Raw genomic sequence first — 23,234 nt, 5'->3', positions numbered from 1 at the left:
GACTCTCACCCGGAGGCCGGAACCTCGGCCGCGGCCCGGTCATGTCATCCGGCCGCAACAGAAAAAGCTACCGCTTAGTAGTTTGCTGTTGTACCGTTCCTCCATGCCAGAAGCGACTTCCGCCCCCTCCTCCGCTCGCGGCTTCGTTCGAGCGGAGGGAGCCCGCTCGCGGGCCGTGATCGGCGACAGCGAGTTCGACCGCGACACCGCGGTCACCCGGCGCGAGCCCGGCGTCTACACCGTCGACCTCTCGGCCGGCTGGACCATCATCAACGCCGTCAACGGCGGCTATCTGCTGGCCGTGCTCGGCCGGGCACTCGCGGACACCCTCCCGCATCCGGACCCGTTCACCGTCACGGCGCACTACCTGACCGCCTCACAGCCCGGCCCGGCGGTCGTCCGCACCGAGACCGTCCGCACCGGCCGCACCCTCTCCACCGGCCAGGCCTCGCTCTTCCAGTACGACGACGAGGGCAACGAGATCGAACGCATCCGCGTGCTGGCCTCATACGGCGACCTCGCCACCCTCCCCGACGACGTGCGCACGACGGCCACCCCGCCCGCGATCCCGCCGCTGGAGCGGTGCTACGGCCCCGACGACGCGCCGGCGCCCGTCCCCGGCAGCTCCGCGATCGCCGACCGGCTGCTGCTCAAGCTGGACCCCGACACCCTCGGCTGGGCGCTCGGCGCGCCCTCCGGCAGGGGCGAGATGCGCGCCTGGTTCGGCCTCGCCGACGGCCGTGACGCCGACCCGTTGTCGCTGCTCCTCGCGGTGGACGCCCTTCCGCCCACCGCCTTCGAGATCGGGCTGAAGGGCTGGGTCCCCACGGTGGAACTCACCGTCCACGTCCGCCACCGTCCGGCCCCCGGCCCGCTGCGGGTGGCGATCACCACCCGCAACCTGGCCGGCGGCTTCCTGGAGGAGGACGCCGAGGTCTGGGACAGCGAGGACCGCCTGGTCGCCCAGTCCCGTCAACTGGCCCGCGTCAGACTCGGCTGAGCGGCGCGGCACCGAAGGTGAGGGGCGGCTCCCGGGCCGCCCCTCACCCGTACACCGAGAACGGCGGAGTGCGCCGCCGCCCATGACCGCGGCCGGGATCCAGGGGCCGTACCCGCCGGGCGGCCGGTCCGGCCGGCGGCTCAGTCGAGCCAGTGGCCGCGGCCGATGGTGATGAGCCGCAACTGCCGGGTGGCCAGTTGCGTCACCCGTTCACGCTCCTCCCGCGGAGCCTCCAGCGCCTCGAGGAACAGCGAGGCGGTGATGAGCATCTGGTCGACGTAGAGGTGCGCGAGCATCAGCAGGTCGTCGTCGCTCCACCCCACCGCCTCCGGGTCCCCGGCCAGCTCGGCCTTCACCTCCTCGGCGAACCGCAGAAGCTGGTCCCGGATGGCCTCGCGTACCGGCTGCACCCCGCCGTGCCGTTCCCGGGCGATGAAGCGGACGTGCGCCGGACACGCCGCCACGTGACGGGCGATCAGCTCGACGGCGCGCGTGATGCGTTCCTCGCTGTCGCCCGTCGTCGACACCGTCGTCCGCACCATCGGATGCAGGCTCCCCAGCGCCTCGTCGACCAGGGCCACACCGAGGTCGGCGGTCGAGCGGAAGTGCCGGTAGAAGGCGGTCGGCGCGACGCCGACGGCCCGGGTGACCTCGCGCAGGCCCAGGCTGCTCAGGCTCTGTTCCTCCAGCAGCGTGAGCGCCGCGTCGAGGAACGCCTGCCGGGTCTTCTGCTTCTGGGCCTGCCGGATGCCGAGGGTGTGACTCATGTCATCCAGTTAACAACTGTTCTCCGGAATTGGAAAGCCGTCGGAGGCGCTAGACTCGAAGTCAGTGAACAATTGTTACTACAACTGTTTACCCAAACTTCACACCGGCCGAACATCCCGGCCGGACACGAGGTATTCCGGAGGGGGGATCCGATCCCATGCTGTTCCTCGTCGCCGCTCTCATGCTGTTCGGAGTCGTGCTGGGCACCGTGGCCCACGCGCCGCTGACCGTCACCGCCGCCCTGGCCACCGTCATCGTCGTCTGGCTCGCTGTCTTCGCGCTCCGCGAGCGCCACGGCCGCCGCCGGCAGCCCTCGGTCAACTGACCGGCCGCAGGGACCACCGGGGGCCGCAGAGACACCAAGGGTCGTGCAGGCGCCAGGGCCCCGTACCGGCACCACGGCCACGCAGTCGCCAGGGCCACGCAGACACCAGGACCATCAGGAGCTGACACCCATGCACCTCACCGCACCGGCCGTGCCCCGCACCGACACCCGCCCGCGCATGCGTGACGCCGACGGCATGGCCGTGGCGTCCTTCGTCCTCGGCCTCCTCGGCCTGCTCGTCCTCAACCTCTTCCTCGGTCCGGTCGCCGTCGTCCTCGCCGCGGTCGCCCTGTGGCGCGGCACGAGCCGCCCGGGCCGCGCCTGCCTGGGCCTGGCCCTGGGCGTCGCCGACCTCGTCGTGCTGGTGGCGGCCATGGAGATGTCCGGCACGGTGTCCTGGAGCCTGTGAGGCGGCGAACGCCGTCCGGCGCGGCCGGAGCCGGCCGTGGGCGGCACGTAGAATCGGCGTCACCATGGCATACCTCGACCACGCCGCCACGACGCCGATGCTCCCGGAGGCGGCAGAGGCACTGACCGCCAAGCTGGGCATCACCGGCAACGCGTCCGCCCTGCACGCCTCCGGCCGCCGGGCCCGCCGCACGGTCGAGGAATCCCGGGAGGCCCTGGCGGAAGCCCTGGGCGCCCGCCCCAGCGAGGTCGTCCTCACGTCCGGCGGCACCGAGGCCGACAACCTGGCCGTCAAGGGCCTGTACTGGTCGCGCCGCGCCGCCGACCCGGCCCGCACCCGGGTCCTGGCCAGCCCGGTCGAGCACCACGCCGTGCTGGACGCCGTGGACTGGCTCGGCGAGCACGAGGGCGCGACGGTCGAGTACCTTCCCGTCGACTCCCACGGCCGCGTCCACCCCGAGGTCCTGCGCGAGGCCATCGCCCGCAACCCCGACGACGTCGCCCTGGCCACCGTGATGTGGGCCAACAACGAGATCGGCACCCTCATGCCGGTCCGCGAACTCGCCGACGTCGCCGCCGAATTCGGTGTGCCGCTGCACGCCGACGCGGTCCAGGCGTTCGGGCAGGTCCCGGTCGGCTTCGAGGCCTCCGGTCTCGCCGCGATGACGGTGTCCGGCCACAAGATCGGCGGCCCGTACGGCATCGGCGCCCTGATCCTCGGCCGCGAGCACACCCCCGTGCCCGTGCTGCACGGCGGCGGCCAGGAGCGCCACGTCCGCTCCGGCACGCTCGACGTCCCGGCCGTCGCCTCCTTCGCCGTGGCCGGCCGGCTCGCCGCCGGGCGGCAGGAGCGGTTCGCCCGCGAGATCGGCGCCCTGCGCGACCGGCTGATCGACGCCGTCCGTACGGCCGTACCGGACGCGCTCCTCGGCGGCGACCCCGCCCCCGGGGGCCGCCTGCCGGCCAACGCGCACTTCACCTTCCCCGGCTGCGAGGGCGACTCCCTGCTGCTCCTGCTGGACGCCCAGGGCATCGAGTGCTCCACCGGCTCCGCCTGCACCGCCGGCGTCGCCCAGCCCAGTCACGTCCTCCTCGCCACCGGCACCGCCCCGGACCTGGCCCGCGGCACCCTGCGTTTCTCCCTGGGCCACACCTCCACGGAGGCCGATGTCGATGCGGTGGCGGAGGCGATCGGCCCCGCGGTGGAACGGGCCCGCGCGGCCGGGCTCACCTAGCCACGGGAGCCCACCGGCCCGAAGGCCGAACCGGTCACCGGGCTCATCCGGCCGCCGGGGCCCCCGTGTGCGCGGCGCGCACCAGCCCCACGTACCGCTCCCAGTCCCAGAACCGGCCCGGGTCCGTGTGGTCCGTGCCCGGCACCTCCGCGTGCCCCACGATGTGCTCCCGGTCGACGGGTATGCCGTAGCGCCGGCATATCCCCGCCGTCAGCCGTGCCGAGGCCGTGTACAGGGCGTCCGTGAAGGACGAGGCGTCCTCCACGAAGCCCTCGTGCTCGATGCCGACACTGCGCTCGTTGTACTCCCGGTTGCCCGCGTGGAAGGCGACGTCCAGCTCCCGCACGAGCTGGGTGACCCGCCCGTCCCGGCGCACGACGTAGTGCGCCGCCGCCCCGTGCGCCGGGTCCTGGAAGACCTTCACCGCCGACGCGTAGCCGCCCTGGGTGACATGGACGACCACCCGGTCCACCGGATAGTCGTCCGGCCGGTCCGCCCGCCGGTAGTTCGCCGGGGAGGCCGCCACCCAGCGGGCGCTGCGGAAGTCCACCGCGCCCGCCACCCGGGGCCGCTCCACCCCGGGCAGCCGCCACCACAGCCGGGCCAGCTCGTCCCGGGCCAGCACGGCCGTGCCCAGGGCCGCCGCGGCCCCGCCGGCCAGCAGGGCCCGCCGCCCCAGCCGCCGGTCGGTGTCGTCCGTCCCCGTCCCCGTCCCCGTCCGCGTCCGCGTCGCCATCGTCACCCCCTCGTCGCCTCGTCGCCCCTGCCGTCCTCAACGGCTGTCCGGCCCGTCCGGTTCCCGCGCCCCCGTACCCTGGAAGGGCTATGACTGACACCCCGCAGCGCACCCGCCCCCTCCGCGTCCTCGCCGCCATGTCCGGCGGGGTCGACTCCGCCGTCGCCGCCGCACGCGCCGCGGAAGCCGGCCACGACGTCACCGGCGTCCACCTCGCGCTCTCCGCGAACCCCCAGTCCTTCCGTACCGGCGCGCGGGGCTGTTGCACCATCGAGGACTCGCGCGACGCCCGCCGCGCCGCCGACGTCATCGGCATCCCGTTCTACGTCTGGGACCTCGCCGACCGCTTCCGCGAGGACGTCGTCGAGGACTTCGTCGCCGAGTACGAGGCCGGCCGCACCCCGAACCCGTGCCTGCGCTGCAACGAGAAGATCAAGTTCGCCGCGCTCCTGGACAAGGCGCTGGCCCTCGGCTTCGACGCCGTCTGCACCGGCCACTACGCCAAGGTGATCGTGCGCGAGGACGGCTCCCGCGAGCTGCACCGCGCCTCCGACATGGCGAAGGACCAGTCGTACGTACTCGGCGTGCTGGACGAGAAGCAGCTCGCCCACGCGCTGTTCCCGCTCGGCGACACGGTCACCACCAAGGAGGAGATCCGCGCGGAGGCCGAGCGCCGCGGCCTGGCCGTCGCCAAGAAGCCCGACTCGCACGACATCTGCTTCATCGCCGACGGCGACACCCAGGGCTTCCTGGCCGGCCGGCTCGGCAGGGCCGAGGGCGACATCGTGGACGAGTCCGGCACCAGGCTGGGCACGCACGAGGGCGCGTACGGCTTCACCATCGGCCAGCGCAAGGGCCTCAGGATCGGCACCCCGGCCCCCGACGGCAAGCCCCGCTACGTCCTGGACATCTCCCCGGTCACCAACACCGTCACCGTCGGCCCGGCCGCCGCCCTGGACGTCACCGCCCTCACCGCGATCAGGCCCCGCTGGTGCGGTACCGCCCCCACCGCCGCGGGAACGTACACCGCCCAGTTGCGTGCCCACGGCGGTGAGACGGAGGTGACCGCCGAGCCGGCCGACGGCGAGCTGCGCGTGACGTTCACCGAGCCGGTCCGCGGGGTCGCCCCCGGCCAGGCCATCGTGCTGTACGACGGCACGCGCGTGGTGGGCTCGGCGACGATCGCGTCCACCACCCGCGCGACGGCGGCGGTCTGAGCCCGCCCACCGCGTCCGTCCGGGGCCGTGCGGGCCGCTGCCGCACGGCCACGGCACCCACCGGTCAGGCCACCTCGGTGTCGTAGAAGCAGTAGTGGTCCTTGATCTCGGCGACCCCGGGCTTCGGGTCGGGGTACGCCCAGACGAGGTCGGGCGCGTCCGGCAGCGACCAGTACGAGGCCGCGCCCTTGAAGGGGCAGACGGTGTGCGTGTCGGAGGGAGTCAGCAGGTCCAGGCGCACGTCCTCGGCGGGGACGTAGTACCGCACCGGACAGCCCGTCTCCCGCAGCTCCAGTGAGCGGTCGGACTCGGCGAGCACCAGGCCGTCGCGCTCCACGCGCACGTGCCGCCCGCTCTTCTCGATCGTGATCGTGTGTCCTCGGGTCATACCGGGTCAGCACCGCGCGGGCCGCGCTTCTTCCCGCCCGGGCCGGTCACCGTACGGTAGGAGCCATGAACATCTGCGTCCTGGCGAACAGGGCGAGGCCCGGCGCCGACGAGATGGTCATCGCCGCCGACCTCGCCGAGCGCAAGAAGCTGCTGCTGGAGAAGGCCGACGGCGTGGTGATCATGGTGGGTGGCACCGGCACGCTCGACGAGGCCACCGAGATCCTGGAGCTGAAGAAGCACGGCCGCACCGAGAAGCCGGTCGTGCTGCTGAACACCGCGGGCTTCTACGACGGGCTCCAGCAGCAGTTCCTCCGTATGGAGGCCGAGGGCTTCCTGCCCCGCCCGCTGTCCGAGCTGGTCTTCTTCGCCGAGGAGCCCGCCGCGGCGCTCCGGTACCTGGAGTCCGCGACATGAGCGGCTGCCGCCGCGGGGCCCGGCGCCCGCTGATGCGAGCATGGCGGGCATGGCTACTCATGTGATCACCGGAGCCGGCTCCGGCATCGGCGCCGCCGTGGCCCGCCGGCTGCACGCGCGCGGGGACGACCTCGTGCTGCACGCGCGCGACGCGGGCCGCGCCAGGGACCTGGCCGCGGCGTTCCCCGGCGCCCGCACCCTCGTCGGCGACCTCGCGGACCCGGACCGGCTGTCCTGGGCGTTCTCCCACCAGACGCTCCCGGAGAGCGTGGACTCCCTGCTGCACATCGCCGGTGTCGTCGACCTCGGTGACGTCGGCGACCTGACCCCGAAGTCCTGGCGCCACCAGCTCGACGTCAACCTGATCGCCCCCGCCGAGCTGACCCGGCACTTCCTGCCGCAACTGCGGGCGGCCCGCGGCCATGTGATCTTCGTCAACTCCGGCTCCGGCCTGAACGCCCACGCCGGCTGGTCCGCGTACGCCGCCTCCAAGCACGGCCTGAAGGCGCTCGCCGACTCCCTGCGCCAGGAGGAGCACGCGGCCGGCGTCCGCGTCACCTCCGTCTACCCCGGCCGCACCGCCAGCCCCATGCAGGCCAAGGTCCACCAGCAGGAGGGCGAGGAGTACGACGCGGCGCGGTGGATCGACCCCGAGTCGGTCGCCACGACGATCCTGATGGCCCTGGACCTGCCGCGGGACGCGGAGGTCAACGACCTGACGGTACGACCGGGACGCTGATCGGGGCCGCGGGGTTCCGTAGGCTGCCCCGGTGAGCGAAAACAGCGTGTTCAGGTTCGGTGGCGCCACCGGTGTCGGATCCCTGCCCGGTGGCGATGCCCGGGAGGCCGCCCGGACCGCCACCGGGTCCTTCGAGGACTTCCCCTTCCTCCCCGAGCTGCCCGCGCGCGGGCCCGGCGCCGACATGATCGGCCGTACCGCCGGCATGCTGGTCGAGTTCTACGCGCGCGTGGAGCCCAGCGGCTGGCGGATCGGCGACCGGCCGGGCCGGGACACCCGGCGGGCGCGGTCCTGGCTGGGCGAGGACCTCGACGCCGTCGAGGAGTTCACGCAGGGCTACGAGGGCGACCTGAAGGTGCAGGCCGTCGGGCCGTGGACGCTGGCCGGGGCCCTGGAACTGAGGAACGGCGAGGCCGCCCTGTCGGATCCCGGCGCCTGCCGGGACCTCGCCGCCTCGCTCGCCGAGGGACTGCGGCTGCACCTGGACGAGGTCGGGCGCCGCGTCCCCGGGGCCCGGATCGTCCTCCAGCTCGACGAGCCCTCCCTCACCGACGTCCTGCGCGGACAGGTGCGGACCGCCAGCGGCTACCGCAGGCACCGCGCGGTGGACCGGCAGGTCGTGGAGGCCACGCTCCGGGACGTCGTCGGGGTGCACGGCGGCGGGCCCGTGGTCGTGCACTCCTGCGCCCCGGACGTGCCGTTCGCGCTGCTGCGGCGGGCCGGTGCGGCAGCCGTCTCCTTCGACCTCGCGCTCCTCACCGAGCGTGACGACGAGGTGATCGGCGAGGCCGTCGAGGGCGGGACCCGGCTGTTCGCCGGTGTCGTGCCGGGCACGGACGGCCCATTGTCGGACCCTGCCGGTAGCGTCATGGGTGTCAGGACGCTGTGGCGCAGGCTGGGGCTGCATCCGGGGCTGCTCGCGGAGGCGGTCACGGTCACCCCGGCGTGCGGTCTGGCGGGCGCCTCCCCGGGCTACGCACGCCAGGCGCTCGCCCACTGCGTCCAGGCGGCGAGATCCCTCGCGGACAACCCAGAGTAACGGGAGGACCACACGGTGGCCGGCGACAAGCAGGCGGAGACGACGGCGGTGCCCGCCGAGGCCCGCGAGAAGCACGCGAAGCTGGCGGAGCAGATCGAGGAGCACCGCTTCCGGTACTACGTGAAGGACGCTCCCGTTGTCAGCGACGCGGAGTTCGACACGCTCCTGAAGGCCCTGGAGGCCCTGGAGGAGGAGTATCCGGAGCTGCGCAGCCCGGACTCGCCGACCCAGAAGGTCGCCGGGGCGTACGAGACGGAGTTCACCGCGGTCGAGCACCGCGAGCGGATGCTCTCGCTCGACAACACCTTCAACGACGACGAGCTGGCCGCCTGGGCCGACCGCATCGCCAGGGAACTGGGCGGCCAGACCTACCACTTCCTGTGCGAACTGAAGGTGGACGGCCTCGCGGTCAACCTCACCTACGAGAACGGCCGGCTCACACGCGCGGCCACCCGGGGCGACGGCCGCACCGGCGAGGACATCACCCCCAACGTCCGCACGATCGCCGAGATCCCGGACCGCCTCGACGGCGACCGGGTGCCGGACGTGGTGGAGATCCGCGGCGAGGTCTACTTCCCGATGGAGAAGTTCCTCGAGCTGAACGAACGCCTCGTCGCGGCCGGCGACAAGCCCTTCGCCAACCCGCGCAACGCCGCCGCCGGTTCGCTGCGCCAGAAGAATCCGCGGGTCACCGCCACCCGCCCGCTGCACATGGTCGTCCACGGCATCGGCGCCCTGGAGGGGTACACGGGCATGACCCGGCTCTCGCAGGCCTACGAACTGCTGAAGGGCTGGGGCCTGCCGACCTCTCCGCACAACCGCGTGGTCGACGGCCTCGACGGCGTACGGGAGTTCATCGCGTACTACGGCGAGAACCGCCACTCCGTCGCGCACGAGATCGACGGGGCCGTGGTCAAGCTGGACGAACTGCGCCTCCAGGGGCGGCTCGGCTCCACCGCGCGGGCCCCCCGTTGGGCGATCGCCTACAAGTACGCGCCCGAAGAGGTGAACACCAAGCTCATCGACATCAAGGTGGGTGTCGGCCGCACCGGCCGCGTCACGCCGTACGCCCAGGTCGAGCCGGTCACGGTCGCGGGCAGCGAGGTGGAGTTCGCGACCCTGCACAACCAGGAGGTCGTCCGGGCCAAGAACGTCCTCATCGGCGACACGGTCGTCATCCGCAAGGCCGGTGACGTCATCCCGGAGATCCTCGGCCCGGTCGTCGACCTCCGGGACGACAGCGTGCGGGAGTTCGTGATGCCGGGCGAGTGCCCGGAGTGCCGCACGCCGCTGCGGCCCATGAAGGAGGGCGACATCGACCTCCGCTGCCCCAACGCGCGTGCTTGCCCGGCCCAGTTGCGGGGACGTGTCTCCTACCTCGCCGGCCGCGAGTGCCTGGACATCGAGCACTTCGGCGAGGTGGCCGCCGCCGCGCTCACCCGCCCGCTGGAGCCGGCCGACCCGCCGCTGGTGGACGAGGGCGACCTGTTCGACCTGACGGTGGAGAAACTGCTGCCCATCAAGGCCTACGTCCTCGATCCCGCCAGTGGGCTGCCCAAGCGCGACCCCAGGACGGGGGAGGAGAAGGTCGTCACGGTCTTCGCCAACCAGAAGGGCGAGCCGAAGAAGAACACCCTTGCGCTGCTGGCCAACATCGAGGCCGCCAAGTCCCGTCCGCTGGCCCGGTTCCTGAACGGACTGTCCATCCGGCACGTCGGCCCGGTGGCCGCGCAGGCCCTCGCGCGCGAGTTCCGGTCCGTCGACCGCATCGAGCGGGCGACCGAGGCGGAGCTTGCGGCCACCGACGGCGTCGGCCCGATCATCGCCGCCGCGCTCAAGGAGTGGTTCGCCGAGGACTGGCACCGCGAGATCATCCGCAAGTGGAAGGCCGCCGGGGTCCCGCTGGAGGAGCAGTCGTCCGGCGAGGACGAGGGGCCGCGCCCGCTGGCGGGGCTCACGGTCGTCGTCACCGGCACGCTGGAGAACCACACCCGGGACGGCGCCAAGGAGGCGCTCCAGAGCCGGGGCGCGAAAGTGGTCGGTTCGGTGTCGAAGAAGACCTCGTTCGTCGTTGTGGGTGACAACCCCGGATCGAAGTACGACAAGGCCGTGCAGGCGAAGGTGCCGATCCTGAACGAGGACGGTTTCAACGTCCTTCTGGAGCAGGGGCCGGAGGCAGCGGCCGAAGTCGCGCTTCCGACCGAGGAGTAGCGGTTGAAGGCCACCCGATCGGCGCATATCAGTTGCATACGGGTGGCCCGGGCGCATTCGGGCAACCGTCGGAGACCGCTGCCCGTGGAAGCCTTCCGCGGCCTACTGTTGAGGTGTGCGCCTGCCGTGCCCAGCCCGGCTGGGGCAGCCCCGTGCCCTCCAGAGGCCCGGGGAGGGTTTCCTCGGCGCGGAGCTGCTGATGGTTGTCGGGCATCGGGCCGCGTGGCGTGGGCACCGCCGGCTGTGAGAGGGACGGGAATGGAACCGACCGAGAGCGCGGCCCCGGACTCACGGCTGCGCCTGCGCCGCCGCGCGGGCGCCTGGCGGGCAATCCGGTGGAGCGGGCCGGCCGGCGGACGGACGGGCGGGCAGCCGCGCCCGGCCGTCCGTCCGCCGGCCGGCGAGGCACACGCCCCGCTGCCCCTGGGCATCGAGTCCGCCTCCGGCCTGTCCGGCGCCGACGCCGAACGGCACCCGTCCTGGCCGGCGCTGCCCGCCGCCGTCGTCGCCGCCGCGGGCCTCGTCCTGGCCGCCGGCTTCTACCGCGCCTACGCCGGCCACCACGCCCTCTTCCCCCGCGGCGCGCTCGGCTGGGCGCTGGCCCTGCTCACCGGCGTCATCGTCGGCCACCTCGTCATGCTGGGCCGCGCCCGCTGGTGGGGCGGCACCGGATCGGGCGCCGCCCTCACCCTCGCCGTCCTGCTGCTGTACGGCTGGGTGCCCGCCGGACTGGTCAGCCTCACCGTGGTCGTCCTGGTCGGCATCGCCCGCCGGCACCGCTGGCGGCACGGCGTCCTGCACGGCGCGGTCGACATCCTCGGCATCGGCGCCGGCGCCCTGCTGCTCGGCGCGTTCGGCCGGTTCCCGAGCGTCGAGCAGCCCTGGCGGCCCGGCACCTGGACCGCCGCGACCGCCCCGCAGGTCGCCCTGGTCGCGTGCGCCTATCTCGCCGTCAGCCGCGGCCTGCTGTGGTACCTGCACGCCCCGCGCGGCGGCGGGGTGCCCACCGTCGCCCGCACCGCCCTGGTCAGACAGGGTCTGGTCGCCGTCGCGCTGCTCGGCATCGCGCCCCTGCTCTGCGTCGTCGCCGACGCCCAGCCGGTCCTGCTCCCGCTGTTCGCCATCCCGCTCATCGCCCTGGACTCCACGCTGTGGATGGCCCGCGCCCGCGCCGAGGAACAGTTGCGCGACCCGCTGACCGGGCTGCCCAACCGGCAGTGGCTGCTGGAGCGGATCTGGACCGCCCTCGACGACGCCGAGCGCATCGGTGCCCGCGCCGCCCTCATGCTGATCGACCTCGACCGTTTCCGGTCGGTGAACGACACCCTGGGACACCTCGCCGGGGACCGGCTGCTGCTCCAGATAGCCGACCGGCTGCGCCTCGCCCTGCCGCGCGGCGCCGAGGCCGCCCGCCTCGGCGGTGACGAGTTCGCCGTCTTACTGCCCGTCGCCGACTCCACCACGTCGGCCACGCGCGTCGCCCGCGGCCTCGTCGCCGCCCTCAGCTCCCCGCTCGACCTCGACGGCCTCACCCTCGTCCTGGAGGCCAGTGCGGGTGTCGCCGTCTTCCCCGACCACGCGCTCGACGCCGAAGGGCTGCTGCGCCGGGCCGATGTGGCGATGTACCAGGCGAAGCGGGACCGTACGGGCGTCGAGGTGTACGAGTCCAAGCGGGACTCCAACACCCCCGACCGCCTCGGCCTGCTGGGCGACCTGCGCCGCGCCCTGGACGCGCGTGAGGTGCAACTGCACTACCAGCCCAAGGTCCGCTTCGACGGACAGGTCGCCGGCCTGGAGGCGCTGGTCCGCTGGGTGCACCCCGAGCGCGGCAAGGTCCCGCCGGACGAGTTCATAGCGATAGCCGAGTCCTCCGGCCTGATGCCCCATCTGACGGAGTACGTCCTCGACACCGCGCTCGCGCAGGTCGCCCGGTGGCGCGCGCAGGGGCTGCGGGTCCCGGTCGCCGTCAACGTCTCGCCGCGCGACGTCCACACCCCCGGATTCGCGGGATCGGTCGCCGCGCGCCTCGCCCGGCACGGGGTCCCCGCCGGGGCGCTCCAGCTCGAGATCACGGAGCACGTCCTGCTGGAGGACCCGCAGCGGGCCGCCGACACCCTCGCCGGGCTCACCGCGCACGGCGTGAAGATGTCCCTCGACGACTTCGGCACCGGCTACTCCTCGCTGGTGCACCTGCGCCGGCTGCCGGTCAGCGAGCTGAAGATCGACCGCTCCTTCGTGGCCCGGCTGGCCGTCGACGCCGAGGATGCCGAGATCGTGCGCTGCACCGTCGACCTCGCCCATTCGCTGGGTCTCCTCGTCGTCGCCGAGGGCGTGGAGGACGACGAGACGTGGGAGCGGCTGCGGGATCTGGGCTGTGACGCGGTGCAGGGATGGCTGGTCGCCGCGGCGATGCCCCCGGACGAGGCCACCGCCTGGCTGCTGGCCCGCGGCACCCGCGGCTGGCAGCGTCCGCGCGCCGCGCTGCCGGCCGCCGAGTAGCGTTCCCTTCTCCGAGGGGCCCTGCCGAGGGCCCTTTCCGAGGGTGCCGACGGGGCCCGCCGAGGGGCCGTACCCGCGACGGGCGGCACCGGCGAGGACGGTGTCACGGCAAACCGTTTCACGGGCACCCGGGCCCGCCCCATAGGATTGGCCCCAAACCACACACTCTCACCCAGAGGATCGCTGCATGCCTGGCATCACGCGCGAGGAGGTCGCCCACCTCGCCCGGCTGGCGCGTCTGGAGCTGAAGCCCGAAGAACTCGACCACTTCGCGGGACAGCTTGACGACATCATCGGCGCGGTCGCCCGCGTCAGCGAGGTCGCCGACCAAGACGTACCGCCGACCTCCCACCCGCTGCCGCTGACGAACGTCATGCGGCCGGACGAGGTCCGTCCCTCGCTCACCCCCGAGCAGGCGCTCTCCGGCGCCCCGGCCCAGGAGCAGCAGCGTTTCAAGGTGCCGCAGATCCTGGGGGAGGACTAAACCGTCATGACGGACAGCAACATCATCAAGCTCACGGCAGCCGAGATCGCCGCGAGGATCGCCTCCGGCGAGCTGACGGCCGTCGAGGTGACCGAGGCGCACCTCGCCCGGATCGACGCCGTGGACGAGAAGGTGCACGCCTTCCTCCACGTCGACCGCGAGGGCGCCCTCGCCCAGGCCCGTGCCGTGGACGACAAGCGCGCCCGCGGCGAGAAGCTCGGCCCGCTGGCCGGCGTACCGCTCGCCCTGAAGGACATCTTCACCACCGAGGGCGTGCCCACGACCGTCGGCTCGAAGATCCTCGAAGGCTGGATCCCGCCGTACGACGCGACGCTCACCAAGCGGCTCAAGGCCGCCGACGTCGTCATCCTCGGCAAGACCAACATGGACGAGTTCGCCATGGGGTCGTCCACGGAGAACAGCGCGTACGGCCCCACCGGCAACCCGTGGGACCTCACCAGGATCCCCGGCGGCTCCGGCGGCGGTTCGAGTGCCGCCCTCGCCGCGTTCCAGGCCCCCCTCGCCATCGGCACCGACACCGGCGGCTCCATCCGCCAGCCGGCCTCCGTCACCGGCACGGTCGGCGTGAAGCCGACGTACGGCGCGGTCTCCCGTTACGGCATGGTCGCCTTCTCCTCCTCCCTCGACCAGGGCGGGCCCTGCGCCCGTACGGTCCTGGACGCGGCCCTGCTGCACGAGGTGATCGCCGGGCACGACCCGCTCGACTCCACCTCCATCGACGCCCCGGTCCCGCCGGTCGTCGAGGCCGCCCGCAACGGCAGCGTCGAGGGCATGCGCGTCGGCGTGGTCAAGCAGTTCCGCGGCGAGGGCTACCAGGCCGGCGTCATCCAGCGCTTCGACGAGTCGGTCGAGCTGCTCAGGGAGCTGGGCGCCGAGATCGTCGAGCTGGACTGCCCGTCCTTCGACCTCGCCCTGTCGGCGTACTACCTGATCGCGCCCTCCGAGTGCTCCTCCAACCTCGCCCGCTTCGACGGTCTGCGCTACGGCCTGCGGACCGGCGACGACGGCACGCACTCCGCCGAGGAGGTCACCTCCCTCACCCGTGAGGCGGGCTTCGGCCCCGAGGTCAAGCGCCGCATCATGCTCGGCACGTACGCCCTGTCGAGCGGCTACTACGACGCCTACTACGGCTCGGCGCAGAAGGTCCGCACGCTCATCACGCGGGACTTCGAGAAGGCCTTCGAGCAGGTCGACGTGATCGTCTCCCCGACGACCCCGACCACCGCCTTCCCGATCGGCGAGCGCGCCGACGACCCGATGGCGATGTACCTCGCGGACCTGTGCACCATCCCGGCCAACCTGGCGGGCAACGCGGCCATGTCCCTGCCGTGCGGTCTCGCCCCGGAGGACAACCTCCCGGTGGGACTCCAGATCATCGCCCCCGCGATGCAGGACGACCGGCTCTACAAGGTCGGCGCCGCCGTCGAGGCGGCCTTCGTGGAAAAGTGGGGGCACCCGCTGCTCGAGGAGGCTCCGTCGCTGTGAGTGCACTGACCAAGGCCAAGGGCTTCAAGAAGTCCAGGTCCGGTACGTACCTGTCCATGGCCGGGACCGCGTTCGGCGCGATCGGTGTGGCCAAGCGTCTCAAGAAGGCCCGCGCCGAGCAGGACACGCTGGTCCTGCTCGACGCCACCGTGTCCGCCGTCGCGATCGTCACCGGCCTCGCCATCCTCTACCGCGAGCTGAAGCGGCTGGGCGACGACGACGTCCTGCTGGGCTGAGAGGGAAGTTTTCACCGTGACCACCACGACCGACCTGGTGTCGTACGAGGACGCGCTGGCGTCGTACGACCCCGTCATGGGCCTTGAGGTCCACGTCGAGCTCGGCACCAAGACGAAGATGTTCTGCGGGTGCTCCACCGAGCTGGGCGCCGAGCCCAACTCGCAGACCTGCCCCGTCTGCCTCGGCATGCCCGGCGCGCTCCCGGTCGTCAACGCGACCGGCGTCGAGTCCGCGATCCGAATCGGTCTCGCGCTGAACTGCGAGATCGCCGAGTGGTGCCGCTTCGCCCGGAAGAACTACTTCTATCCGGACATGCCGAAGAACTTCCAGACCTCCCAGTACGACGAGCCGATCGCCTTCGACGGCTACCTCGACGTGCAGCTCGAGGACGGCGAGACCTTCCGCGTGGAGATCGAACGCGCCCACATGGAGGAGGACACCGGCAAGTCCACCCACGTGGGCGGCGCGACCGGCCGTATCCACGGCGCCTCGCACTCGCTGCTCGACTACAACCGTGCCGGCATCCCGCTCATCGAGATCGTCACCAAGCCGATCGAGGGCGCGGGCGAACGCGCCCCCGAGGTGGCGAAGGCGTACGTCCGTGAGCTGCGCGAGGTCATCAAGGCGCTCGGCGTCTCCGAGGCCCGCATGGAGATGGGCCAGATGCGCTGCGACGTGAACCTGTCGCTGCGCCCGCACGGCCGCGAGAAGTTCGGCACGCGCAGCGAGACGAAGAACGTCAACTCGCTGCGGTCCGTCGAGCGTGCGGCCCGCTTCGAGATCCAGCGGCACGCGGCGGTGCTGTCGTCCGGCGGCACGATCGTGCAGGAGACCCGCCACTTCCACGAGGACACCGGGTCGACGACCTCGGGCCGCGTGAAGGAGGAGGCCGAGGACTACCGGTACTTCCCGGAGCCCGACCTCGTCCCCGTGGCTCCCTCGCGCGAGTGGGTCGAGGAGATCCGCGCGGCGCTGCCCGAGCTGCCGCTGGTCCGCCGTACCCGGCTGCTCGCCGAGTGGGGCATCTCCGCCACCGACATGCAGGCGATGCTCAACGCCGGCGCGCTGGACCTGATCGTCGCCACGATCGACGCCGGTGCCGACGCGGCCTCCGCCCGCAAGTGGTGGATGGGTGAACTGGCGCGCAGCGCCAACGAGTCCGGCGCCGCGCTGGACGAGCTGGCGATCACTCCGCAGCAGGTGGCCCGGGTCACCGAGCTGGTCGCGAAGGGTGACCTGAACGACAAGCTGGCCCGTCAGGTCATCGAGGGCGTCCTCGCGGGCGAGGGCACCCCGGACGAGGTCGTCGACAAGCGCGGGCTGAAGGTCGTCTCCGACGAGGGCGCGCTGACCACCGCCGTGGAGGAGGCCATCGCCGGCAACCCGGCCGTCGCGGACAAGATCCGCGGCGGCAAGGTGGCCGCGGCCGGCGCCCTGGTCGGCGCGGTCATGAAGGCCACGCGCGGCCAGGCCGACGCGGCCCGCGTGAAGGAGCTGATCCTTCAGAAGCTGGGCGTCGAAGAGGGCTGAGCCCGGACGTCGCACGGCTGACCGCACGGCCCCGGAGGCATGGCCTCCGGGGCCGTCGTCGTCTTCGCACCCGGGAACGCGACGGTCGCCCGGCCCCGCGTCCGGGCCCGCGTCCGGCCTCCCGGACGAGGGACGCTACGCTCGCCCGCCATGAGTGGACGCACCAATTCCGGCCCCGGACCCGCGATAACCGAGCCGGACGACCCGAAACTCACCGCGGCGGACGGCGCGGAGGAGACCGCGGACGACACGCAGGAGTACGTCGAGGACGCCCGGCGGGCCCGCTGGACGGCCGCCGGCACGGGAGCGCTGCTGACACTGGCCGGACTGGCCGCCGCGCTCCTGCGCGGTACCGGATCGGCCCCGGCCCTCGTCCCCGCCGCCTACGCCCTCGGCGCGGCCGTGTGCGCCCTCGCCGGCACCCTGGGCGCCAGGGGCCGCACCCGCAGGGCCCTGTGGCTGCTGATCGTCGGGACGATGGTCATGGCGCTCGGGGACCAGTCCGACTGACGGGCCGGTGCGGCCCGCGGACACGCCGGACGATCATCGCCACCTGCGAGAGAGCCCCGCGCCGCTTCGTGCCCCCTTTCCTCGGTGGTGTGTCCGCCACCGCCTGATCGCCGTCCCGCTGGGGCTCCTCGCCCTCGGCGGGACCATCGCGGGCGCCGCCGCGGCCGGTTCGGCGTACTCGGACGGCTACGACGCCCATCGAGCCACCCGAACGCCGCGCCGCCCATGAGAGGCTCTCCGCAGTCTCGATGGAGGAACTGCGGGAGGAGCAGCGCCGCGATGTACGCGACATCCCTGGGTGACGACGGAGCCGAACTGCGGCCCCTGGAGGTCTGGCACGCCGGGGAACTCCTCGCCCACATCGACCGGGGGCGGGAGTTCATCGGCCGGCACGTCGGCCTGCCGGACGTGGTGCCCGACCTGGACGGAGCCCGGGCCTGGCTGAGGTCGTACGCGGACAAGCGCGGCGCCGACGCGGGCAGCGTGCACGGCATCTGGCTGGACGGAAGGCTCGTGGGCGGGCTGCTGTTCCGCGTCTGGGACACCCCGAGCGGCGTCTGCGAGGCCGGCTGCTGGCTGGAGCCCGCGGCGGCCGGGCGCGGCCTGGTCACGCGTGGCATGCGGGTGCTGCTCGACTGGGCCTTCGAGGAGCGCGGCATGCACCGGGTGGAGTGGCACGTGTCCTCCGCCAACGAGCCGAGCATCGGCGTGGCCCGGCGGCTCGGCATGAGCCGTGAGGGCGTGCTCCGCGAGAACTACCCGCACCGGGGTGTGCGCACCAGCACCGAGATCTGGGCGGTGCTGGCCCCCGAGTGGCGTACGGCACGCGCGCGTGCCCCGCACAGCGGCCGTTAAGAGACCTCTCAGAGAGCGTCCGTACGGTGCCGGGCATGGCATCGAAGACATCGGAAGGCGCCGAGGCCGGCGCCGAGGCGCACACGGACGACGAGACGACGGCGGCGGCCGGAACGGCAGGCAGGACGCGGGCACCGGGCAACGCGGAGGCCGAACAGGCGTCGGTTCCGGGGAGGTACGCGGAGGCCGAGGAGCGGGCCGCCGAAGTGCGGGCCGCCGAAGTGCGGGGCCCGGACGCGGCGCGGTCCGGGGAGGACGGCCACGGGACGGAGGGCGAAGCGGCCGGTGATCGGACGGAGCCCGAGACCGCCGGTGACCGTACCGAGGGCGAGGCGGCCGGTGATCGGGCGTCCTCCGGGGTCGGCCAGGGGGCCGGGGCCGTCGTCTCCGCCGCGCTGGGCCTGGTCTCCCTCAGCGGTGGCTGGATCGGCACCGTCGCCTCCGCCCGCGAGCAGCTCGTCGGCCAACTGCGGACCTCCTCCACGGCGAGCGTGACCCGCCAGATCAAGGAGGTCTACGGCGATGCCTGGCACACCACCGCCCTGTGGGCCGGCCTGTTCGCCCTGGCCGCGCTGGTCACCGGCGTCGTGGTGCTGGCCCGGCCCGCGTTCGGCGCCCCCGGCCGCCCGCAGGCCGCCTGGATCAGGTCGGTCGCCTGGGCGGGGGTCTCGCTCGGCGTCATCGGACTGCTCCTGGCCGTCCTGAAGTACTCCGACGCACTGCTCGGCCTGCCCTCGGCGGGCTGAACACCCGCGGCTCTCCAGGGGCCTTAGGACGTCCGTGCGCGCGGCACGGGCTCCCTAAGGCCCCTTACGCGCGCGTGCGGGCCGCCGGCCGGCCGAAGATGCGGAACTTCCCCGATGTGGCACGCACCCCTGGGGGACGAGGGTGGAGTCGTCGCAGAACGCGACGCACGACACCGTCCTCGACGAAGGATCCGCCATGTACGAGCTGGAACTGCACCGCATCCGGTCCGCCGAACTGCGCCGGGAGGCCCAGCGGGACCGCCTGGCCCGCGAGGTCGTCCGCGCCCGCCGCGCCGCCCGCCACGAGGCCCCGGCCGCCGGGTCCCATACCGAGCGGCCCCGCCGGACCCGGCTGCCGCGCACCGCGTGACGACGGAGGCGGAGGGCGACGGCACGGGGGTCGGCCGTCCACACCCCGCCGGCCCGGACCCCACGGCCGCCCGACGCGACCGCGGGCCCCTACCGGCCACCGGTGCACCCCCTGGGACTGCCGGTTCGCCCCCTGGGACTGCCGGTACGGCTCCTGGGGTTGCCGGTGCCGCTGTCATGACCGCTGGTTCGGCCCCTGCGGCTGCCGGTTCGCATCCTCGCGCCGCCGGTTCGGCCCCTGCGGCTGCCGGTTCGGCTCCGCACGCCGCCGGTACGAGCCCCCGCGCCGCGGGTACTCCTCTTCCGGCCACCGGTGCGCCGCCCCGGTTCGCCGGTACGACCATCGCACCGGGGTTGTGGAAAACCGGTGCCCGGTCGCACCGGCCCCGTGCGATGCTCGGGCCCGTGGAGACCTGGTTCGTCAGTCCCGTGTTCGTCGGCCGCACCGACGAGCTGGGCACACTGAAAGACGCGCTCGCCCGTGCCGCCGCGGCCGAGCCGCAGGCGCTGCTGCTCGGCGGCGAGGCGGGCGTCGGCAAGACCCGCCTCGTCGAGGAGTTCGCCACGGCCGCCGCCCGCCGCGAGGCCGTCGTCGCCGTCGGCGGCTGCGTGGAGGTCGGCGCCGACGGACTGCCGTTCGCCCCCTTCTCCACCGCGCTGCGCGCCCTGAGGGACGCCCTGCCCGAGGAGTTCACCGCCGCCGCGGCGGGCCAGGAGGAGGAGCTGGCCCGGCTGCTGCCCGATCTCGGCGAGACCGGTGCCGGCCGCCACGACGAGCAGGGCATGGCCCGCCTGTTCGAGCTGACCGCCCGGCTGCTGGAGCGGGTCGCCGCCGCACACACCGTCGTACTCGTCCTGGAGGACCTGCACTGGGCCGACGCCTCCACCCGCCACCTCCTCGCCTACCTCTTCCGCACCCTGCGCGCCGGCCGTCTCCTCGTCCTCGCCACCTACCGCTCCGACGACATCCACCGCCGCCACCCGCTGCGCCCCCTGCTCGCCGAACTGGACCGGCTGCGCACCGTCCGCCGCATCGAACTGGCCCGCTTCACCCGCGAGGAGGCATGCCGCCAGATCGCCGGCATCCTCGCCGCCGAACCCGACCCCGTCCAGGTCGACGAGATCTACGAACGCTCCGACGGCAACGCCTTCTTCATCGAGGAACTCGCCGTCGCCGGCCGCCAGGGCGACTGCGCCGGCCTCACCGACTCCCTGCGCGATCTGCTGCTGGTCCGGGTCGAGGCCCTGCCCGAGAGCGCCCAGCGGGTCACCCGCGTCGTCGCCGAGGGCGGTTCCACGGTGGAGTACCGGCTGATCGCCGCCGTGGTCCAGCTCTCCGAGGACGACCTCATCGAGGCACTGCGGGCCGCCGTCGGCGCCAACATCCTCACCGCCACCCGGGCCGGCGACGGCTACCGCTTCCGGCACTCCCTCGTCCGCGAGGCCGTCGCCGACGACCTGCTGCCCGGCGAACGCTCCCGGCTCAACCGCCGTTACGCCGAAGCCCTGGAGGCCGACCCGGGGCTCGTCCCGGCCGACGCCCGCGTGATGCGCCTGGCCAGTTACTGGTACCACGCCCGTGACGCCGCGAAGGCCCTGCCCGCCGTCCTGGCCGCCTCCGTCGTGGCCCGCCGCCGGCACGCCTACACCGAACAACTGGGCCTGCTGGAACGGGCGATGGAGCTGTGGGACGGCGCCCCGCAGGAGGTGCGCTCCGCCCTGCGCCCCGTCGACTGCACCGAGGCGTACCCCCCGTGCGGCTGTGACCCGGTGACCACCCCCCTGCGCTACCTCGACCTGATGGCCGAGGCCGCCGTGGCGGGCCGTTTCGGCGGCGAGCGGGAACGCGCCCTGAAGATCACCAAACGGGCCCTGCGCCTCCTGGACGACGAGCCGGACCCCCTGCGCGCCGCCTGGTTCTGGGTGCAGCGCTCCCGGCTCGTGCAGGCCCAGGCCCGCGGCGACGGCCGGCACGAACTGGCCACCGCCCAGGACCTGGTGCGCGGCCTGCCGCCGTCCGAGGTGCACGCCGAGGTGCTGGCGGTCGCCGCCAACTGGTCCATGCAGCACCGGCCCGGCCCCGAGGCCTTCGCCGCCGCCGAGCGGGCCGTGGAGTACGCGCGGATGGTGGGCGCCCGCGAGACCGAACTGCACGCCCGCCTCACCCTGGGCGGCCTGATCGTGGACTCCGGCGACCCCGAGACCGGCCTGGCACAGATGCGGCAGGTCCTGCGGGAGACCCGGGCGGAGGGCATGCACCCGGTCGCGGGCCGCGCCTACGTCAACCTGCCGTCCGCGTTGCAGAGCATCGGACGGGACCGGGAGGCCGCCCCCCTGCTGCGCGAGGGCGTCGACTTCTGCCGCCGGTACGGGCTGCTGGACTCCGAGGCCTGGGTGTGGGGCAACCTGTCCGACGCGCTGTACTCGCTCGGCCGGTGGACGGAGGCGGCCGAGGCCGCCGCGCACGCGACCCGGGTCGGTCACAGCGCCAAGCCCCGGGGCGCGGGCGCCCTGCGCCTGGCCCACCTCGCCCTGGCCCGCGGCGACCTCGACGAGGCGGCCCGGCAGCACACCGCCGCCCGCACCCGGTACGGTACGCACGACCCGATACCCCAGCAGTCCCTGCCGCTGGCCCGGATCACTGTCGGTCTCGCCGCCGCGGAGGGCCGTATCGGCGACGCCCGCGCCGCTGTGCTCCTGGCCCTGGACGGCGGCCTGCCGCCCGGCACCCACCGCTACGGCTGGCCGCTGCTGCTGGCAGCCGCCACCGCCGAGGCCGACGCCCGCACCCTGCCCGCCGCCCGGTCCGGCCGCGCCGAGTTCCTCGACCGCCTCTCGACGGCCGTGGGTGCCCTCACCACCGGCGTCCCCCTCTGGCAGGCCTACGGCCGGTGGACCCGCGCCGAACTGCTGCGCGCGCAGGGCCGGGACACCGCCGACACCTGGTCGCCCGTCGTCGCCGCCTTCGAGTGCCTGGACCGCCCCTACGACCTCGGCCGGGTCCGCCACCGCCTCGCCGGGGCGCTGCTCACCGAGGGCGGCGAGGACGAGCGGGACCGTGCGGTGGAGCTGCTCCGGCTGGCCGCCGCGGTCGCCGCCCACCTGGACGCCCGACCCCTCGCCGACGCCGTCGCCCGGCTCGCCCAGCGCGCCCGTCTCAGCCTGACGCGCGCGCCCCGGCAGGACGCCGCCCCGGCCGACCCGGTCGAGGCGCTGGGCCTCACCAACCGGGAGCGGGACGTCCTCGGCCTTGTCGCGGCCGGCCGCACCAACCGCCAGATCGCCCAGGAGCTGTTCATCTCACCGAAGACCGCGAGCGTCCACGTCTCCCACATCCTCGGCAAGCTCGGTGTCTCGGGCCGGGGCGAGGCGGCGGCGGTGGCGCACCGGCTGGGCCTGTTCGCCGCCGAGCCCCTGGCCGCCGAGGCACGGGGCTGAGACCTGTGCCGGGGCAGACCGGCAGTGAGGGGGAACCACCGTGTTCGAGGCCTTCGACGACCTGTTCGCGCCCGGCCGCAAGCACACCCGGGACGAGCAGAACCGGCTCGCGCTGACCCGCGAGGACGTCGGCGACAACGACCCCGGCCGAGGCCCCATCGACCTCGCGTCCGGCAAGGCACGCATACGGCTACCCGGACCGCCCCCGGTCGAGCCGCCCCCGGTCGAGCCGCCCGGACAGGACCCGGCCGAACCGAACCGACCGGACCCGAACTGACCGAGCCGACCCAGCCGCCCAGCCGACCCAGCCGACCGAGCCGGAACGGGCCGTACTGGAAGCGGCCGATCCCGAACCGGCCGAACGGAACCAGCCAAACCAGGATCGACCGATCCGGGCGGACCGCACCGCGCCGAACCCCCGTCCCACCGGACCGGAGCCCACCGCCCCCGCCCGCCGGACCTCAGCCCATCGCCCCCCGCCGCCCGCCGGACCTCAGCCCATCGCCCTCCCCGCCCGCCGCACCTCAGCCCAGCGCCCCCCGTCCGCCGGGGCGGTGGCGGACCTGGGGGTGTGTGGG

At 73.7% G+C, this 23,234-nt stretch carries 22 protein-coding genes and 1 pseudogene; 20 read left to right on the top strand and 3 right to left on the bottom strand.

All coding sequences use genetic code 11. The annotated features are described in order from the left end of the window. Window positions 1–103: 103 nt before the first annotated feature. Window positions 104–1,000, top strand: coding sequence for a thioesterase family protein (locus D9753_RS10615; protein WP_240468105.1), 897 nt, complete (start codon window positions 104–106; stop codon window positions 998–1,000). A 140-nt stretch (window positions 1,001–1,140) separates the two neighbouring features. On the opposite strand, the gene D9753_RS10610 is transcribed toward D9753_RS10615, so the two are convergent. Further along, window positions 1,141–1,767 (bottom strand): TetR family transcriptional regulator, encoded by a 627-nt coding sequence (locus D9753_RS10610; protein ID WP_121786779.1) that lies wholly within the window; start codon window positions 1,765–1,767, stop codon window positions 1,141–1,143. Between the two features lie 158 nt (window positions 1,768–1,925). Between D9753_RS10610 and D9753_RS36475 the strand changes: the two genes are divergently transcribed. The 3 genes from D9753_RS36475 (at window position 1,926) to D9753_RS10600 (ending at window position 3,736) form a co-directional block, all read left to right on the top strand. After that, window positions 1,926–2,093 (top strand): hypothetical protein, encoded by a 168-nt coding sequence (locus D9753_RS36475; RefSeq protein ID WP_163010667.1) that lies wholly within the window; start codon window positions 1,926–1,928, stop codon window positions 2,091–2,093. 130 nt (window positions 2,094–2,223) lie between these two features. After that, window positions 2,224–2,502, top strand: coding sequence for a DUF4190 domain-containing protein (locus D9753_RS10605; RefSeq protein WP_121786778.1), 279 nt, complete (start codon window positions 2,224–2,226; stop codon window positions 2,500–2,502). Window positions 2,503–2,566: 64 nt separating this feature from the next. After that, on the top strand, window positions 2,567–3,736 hold the full coding sequence (locus tag D9753_RS10600) for a cysteine desulfurase family protein (RefSeq protein ID WP_121786777.1): 1,170 nt from the start codon (window positions 2,567–2,569) through the stop codon (window positions 3,734–3,736). Between the two features lie 43 nt (window positions 3,737–3,779). On the opposite strand, the gene D9753_RS10595 is transcribed toward D9753_RS10600, so the two are convergent. Further along, window positions 3,780–4,472 carry an N-acetylmuramoyl-L-alanine amidase gene (locus tag D9753_RS10595; RefSeq protein WP_121791005.1) on the bottom strand — a complete coding sequence of 231 codons (693 nt, stop codon included), beginning with the start codon at window positions 4,470–4,472 and terminating at the stop codon, window positions 3,780–3,782. Between the two features lie 89 nt (window positions 4,473–4,561). On the opposite strand from D9753_RS10595, the gene mnmA reads away from it, so the two are divergent. Continuing rightward, window positions 4,562–5,689: a tRNA 2-thiouridine(34) synthase MnmA gene (gene mnmA / locus D9753_RS10590; RefSeq protein WP_121786776.1), complete on the top strand. Its 1,128-nt coding sequence runs from the start codon at window positions 4,562–4,564 to the stop codon at window positions 5,687–5,689. A 64-nt stretch (window positions 5,690–5,753) separates the two neighbouring features. Here the strand turns inward: mnmA and D9753_RS10585 are convergent, their stop codons facing one another. Beyond that, the gene (locus D9753_RS10585) at window positions 5,754–6,077 is read right to left on the bottom strand and encodes a DUF427 domain-containing protein (RefSeq protein WP_121786775.1); all 324 of its coding nucleotides are present in this window, start codon (window positions 6,075–6,077) and stop codon (window positions 5,754–5,756) included. A gap of 38 nt (window positions 6,078–6,115) precedes the next feature. Here D9753_RS10585 and D9753_RS10580 point away from each other — a divergent pair. The 15 genes and pseudogenes from D9753_RS10580 to D9753_RS10510 all read left to right on the top strand — a co-directional run. Further along, window positions 6,116–6,493: pseudogene (locus tag D9753_RS10580) on the top strand (LOG family protein); the annotation flags it as partial. Between the two features lie 40 nt (window positions 6,494–6,533). Then, window positions 6,534–7,232, top strand: coding sequence for an SDR family oxidoreductase (locus tag D9753_RS10575; RefSeq protein WP_121786773.1), 699 nt, complete (start codon window positions 6,534–6,536; stop codon window positions 7,230–7,232). A gap of 31 nt (window positions 7,233–7,263) precedes the next feature. Further along, entirely contained in the window at window positions 7,264–8,271 is a 1,008-nt protein-coding gene (locus D9753_RS10570) for a methionine synthase (protein ID WP_121786772.1), read from the top strand. Window positions 8,272–8,286: 15 nt separating this feature from the next. Continuing rightward, complete coding sequence (gene ligA / locus D9753_RS10565) at window positions 8,287–10,482, top strand: NAD-dependent DNA ligase LigA (protein ID WP_121786771.1); 2,196 nt, start codon at window positions 8,287–8,289, stop codon at window positions 10,480–10,482. Between the two features lie 258 nt (window positions 10,483–10,740). Continuing rightward, window positions 10,741–12,981: a putative bifunctional diguanylate cyclase/phosphodiesterase gene (locus tag D9753_RS10560; protein ID WP_121786770.1), complete on the top strand. Its 2,241-nt coding sequence runs from the start codon at window positions 10,741–10,743 to the stop codon at window positions 12,979–12,981. 187 nt (window positions 12,982–13,168) lie between these two features. Next, window positions 13,169–13,465, top strand: coding sequence for an Asp-tRNA(Asn)/Glu-tRNA(Gln) amidotransferase subunit GatC (gene gatC, locus D9753_RS10555; RefSeq protein ID WP_031117542.1), 297 nt, complete (start codon window positions 13,169–13,171; stop codon window positions 13,463–13,465). Between the two features lie 6 nt (window positions 13,466–13,471). Beyond that, entirely contained in the window at window positions 13,472–14,971 is a 1,500-nt protein-coding gene (gene gatA, locus D9753_RS10550; protein ID WP_121786769.1) for an Asp-tRNA(Asn)/Glu-tRNA(Gln) amidotransferase subunit GatA, read from the top strand. Continuing rightward, window positions 14,968–15,207 (top strand): hypothetical protein, encoded by a 240-nt coding sequence (locus tag D9753_RS10545; protein ID WP_121786768.1) that lies wholly within the window; start codon window positions 14,968–14,970, stop codon window positions 15,205–15,207. Before gatA ends, D9753_RS10545 begins: the two co-directional genes overlap by 4 nt. Window positions 15,208–15,223: 16 nt before the next feature. Beyond that, window positions 15,224–16,738, top strand: a complete 1,515-nt coding sequence (gene gatB, locus D9753_RS10540; RefSeq protein WP_121786767.1) for an Asp-tRNA(Asn)/Glu-tRNA(Gln) amidotransferase subunit GatB — start codon at window positions 15,224–15,226, stop codon at window positions 16,736–16,738. 150 nt (window positions 16,739–16,888) lie between these two features. Further along, on the top strand, window positions 16,889–17,248 hold the full coding sequence (locus D9753_RS10535; RefSeq protein WP_121786766.1) for a hypothetical protein: 360 nt from the start codon (window positions 16,889–16,891) through the stop codon (window positions 17,246–17,248). A gap of 279 nt (window positions 17,249–17,527) precedes the next feature. Next, window positions 17,528–18,103, top strand: coding sequence for a GNAT family N-acetyltransferase (locus D9753_RS10525; protein ID WP_121786764.1), 576 nt, complete (start codon window positions 17,528–17,530; stop codon window positions 18,101–18,103). A 35-nt stretch (window positions 18,104–18,138) separates the two neighbouring features. Then, window positions 18,139–18,849 carry a hypothetical protein gene (locus D9753_RS10520; RefSeq protein ID WP_121786763.1) on the top strand — a complete coding sequence of 237 codons (711 nt, stop codon included), beginning with the start codon at window positions 18,139–18,141 and terminating at the stop codon, window positions 18,847–18,849. Window positions 18,850–18,991: 142 nt separating this feature from the next. Further along, a complete protein-coding gene (locus D9753_RS36470) occupies window positions 18,992–19,219 on the top strand; it encodes a hypothetical protein (protein WP_163010544.1) in 228 nt (75 codons plus the stop codon). Window positions 19,220–19,611: 392 nt separating this feature from the next. Continuing rightward, window positions 19,612–22,656: a helix-turn-helix transcriptional regulator gene (locus tag D9753_RS10515; RefSeq protein ID WP_121786762.1), complete on the top strand. Its 3,045-nt coding sequence runs from the start codon at window positions 19,612–19,614 to the stop codon at window positions 22,654–22,656. 40 nt (window positions 22,657–22,696) lie between these two features. Continuing rightward, window positions 22,697–22,933 (top strand): DUF6191 domain-containing protein, encoded by a 237-nt coding sequence (locus tag D9753_RS10510; RefSeq protein ID WP_121786761.1) that lies wholly within the window; start codon window positions 22,697–22,699, stop codon window positions 22,931–22,933. Window positions 22,934–23,234 lie beyond the last annotated feature (301 nt).

The sequence above is a fragment of the Streptomyces dangxiongensis genome, assembly GCF_003675325.1.
In the GTDB taxonomy this organism is placed as follows: domain Bacteria; phylum Actinomycetota; class Actinomycetes; order Streptomycetales; family Streptomycetaceae; genus Streptomyces; species Streptomyces dangxiongensis.
The sequence above is the reverse complement of the archived record's forward strand: the minus strand, read 5'-3'. Positions and strand labels throughout refer to the sequence as shown.

Coding starts and splice junctions, on each gene's coding strand:
- D9753_RS10615 (WP_240468105.1), top strand. CDS start 104: ATGCCAGAAGCGACTTCCGCCCCCTCCTCCGCTCGCGGCTTCGTTCGA.
- D9753_RS10610 (WP_121786779.1), bottom strand. CDS start 1,767: ATGAGTCACACCCTCGGCATCCGGCAGGCCCAGAAGCAGAAGACCCGG.
- D9753_RS36475 (WP_163010667.1), top strand. CDS start 1,926: ATGCTGTTCCTCGTCGCCGCTCTCATGCTGTTCGGAGTCGTGCTGGGC.
- D9753_RS10605 (WP_121786778.1), top strand. CDS start 2,224: ATGCACCTCACCGCACCGGCCGTGCCCCGCACCGACACCCGCCCGCGC.
- D9753_RS10600 (WP_121786777.1), top strand. CDS start 2,567: ATGGCATACCTCGACCACGCCGCCACGACGCCGATGCTCCCGGAGGCG.
- D9753_RS10595 (WP_121791005.1), bottom strand. CDS start 4,472: ATGGCGACGCGGACGCGGACGGGGACGGGGACGGGGACGGACGACACC.
- mnmA (WP_121786776.1), top strand. CDS start 4,562: ATGACTGACACCCCGCAGCGCACCCGCCCCCTCCGCGTCCTCGCCGCC.
- D9753_RS10585 (WP_121786775.1), bottom strand. CDS start 6,077: ATGACCCGAGGACACACGATCACGATCGAGAAGAGCGGGCGGCACGTG.
- D9753_RS10575 (WP_121786773.1), top strand. CDS start 6,534: ATGGCGGGCATGGCTACTCATGTGATCACCGGAGCCGGCTCCGGCATC.
- D9753_RS10560 (WP_121786770.1), top strand. CDS start 10,741: ATGGAACCGACCGAGAGCGCGGCCCCGGACTCACGGCTGCGCCTGCGC.
- gatC (WP_031117542.1), top strand. CDS start 13,169: ATGCCTGGCATCACGCGCGAGGAGGTCGCCCACCTCGCCCGGCTGGCG.
- gatA (WP_121786769.1), top strand. CDS start 13,472: ATGACGGACAGCAACATCATCAAGCTCACGGCAGCCGAGATCGCCGCG.
- D9753_RS10535 (WP_121786766.1), top strand. CDS start 16,889: ATGAGTGGACGCACCAATTCCGGCCCCGGACCCGCGATAACCGAGCCG.
- D9753_RS10525 (WP_121786764.1), top strand. CDS start 17,528: ATGTACGCGACATCCCTGGGTGACGACGGAGCCGAACTGCGGCCCCTG.
- D9753_RS10520 (WP_121786763.1), top strand. CDS start 18,139: ATGGCATCGAAGACATCGGAAGGCGCCGAGGCCGGCGCCGAGGCGCAC.
- D9753_RS10515 (WP_121786762.1), top strand. CDS start 19,612: ATGCTCGGGCCCGTGGAGACCTGGTTCGTCAGTCCCGTGTTCGTCGGC.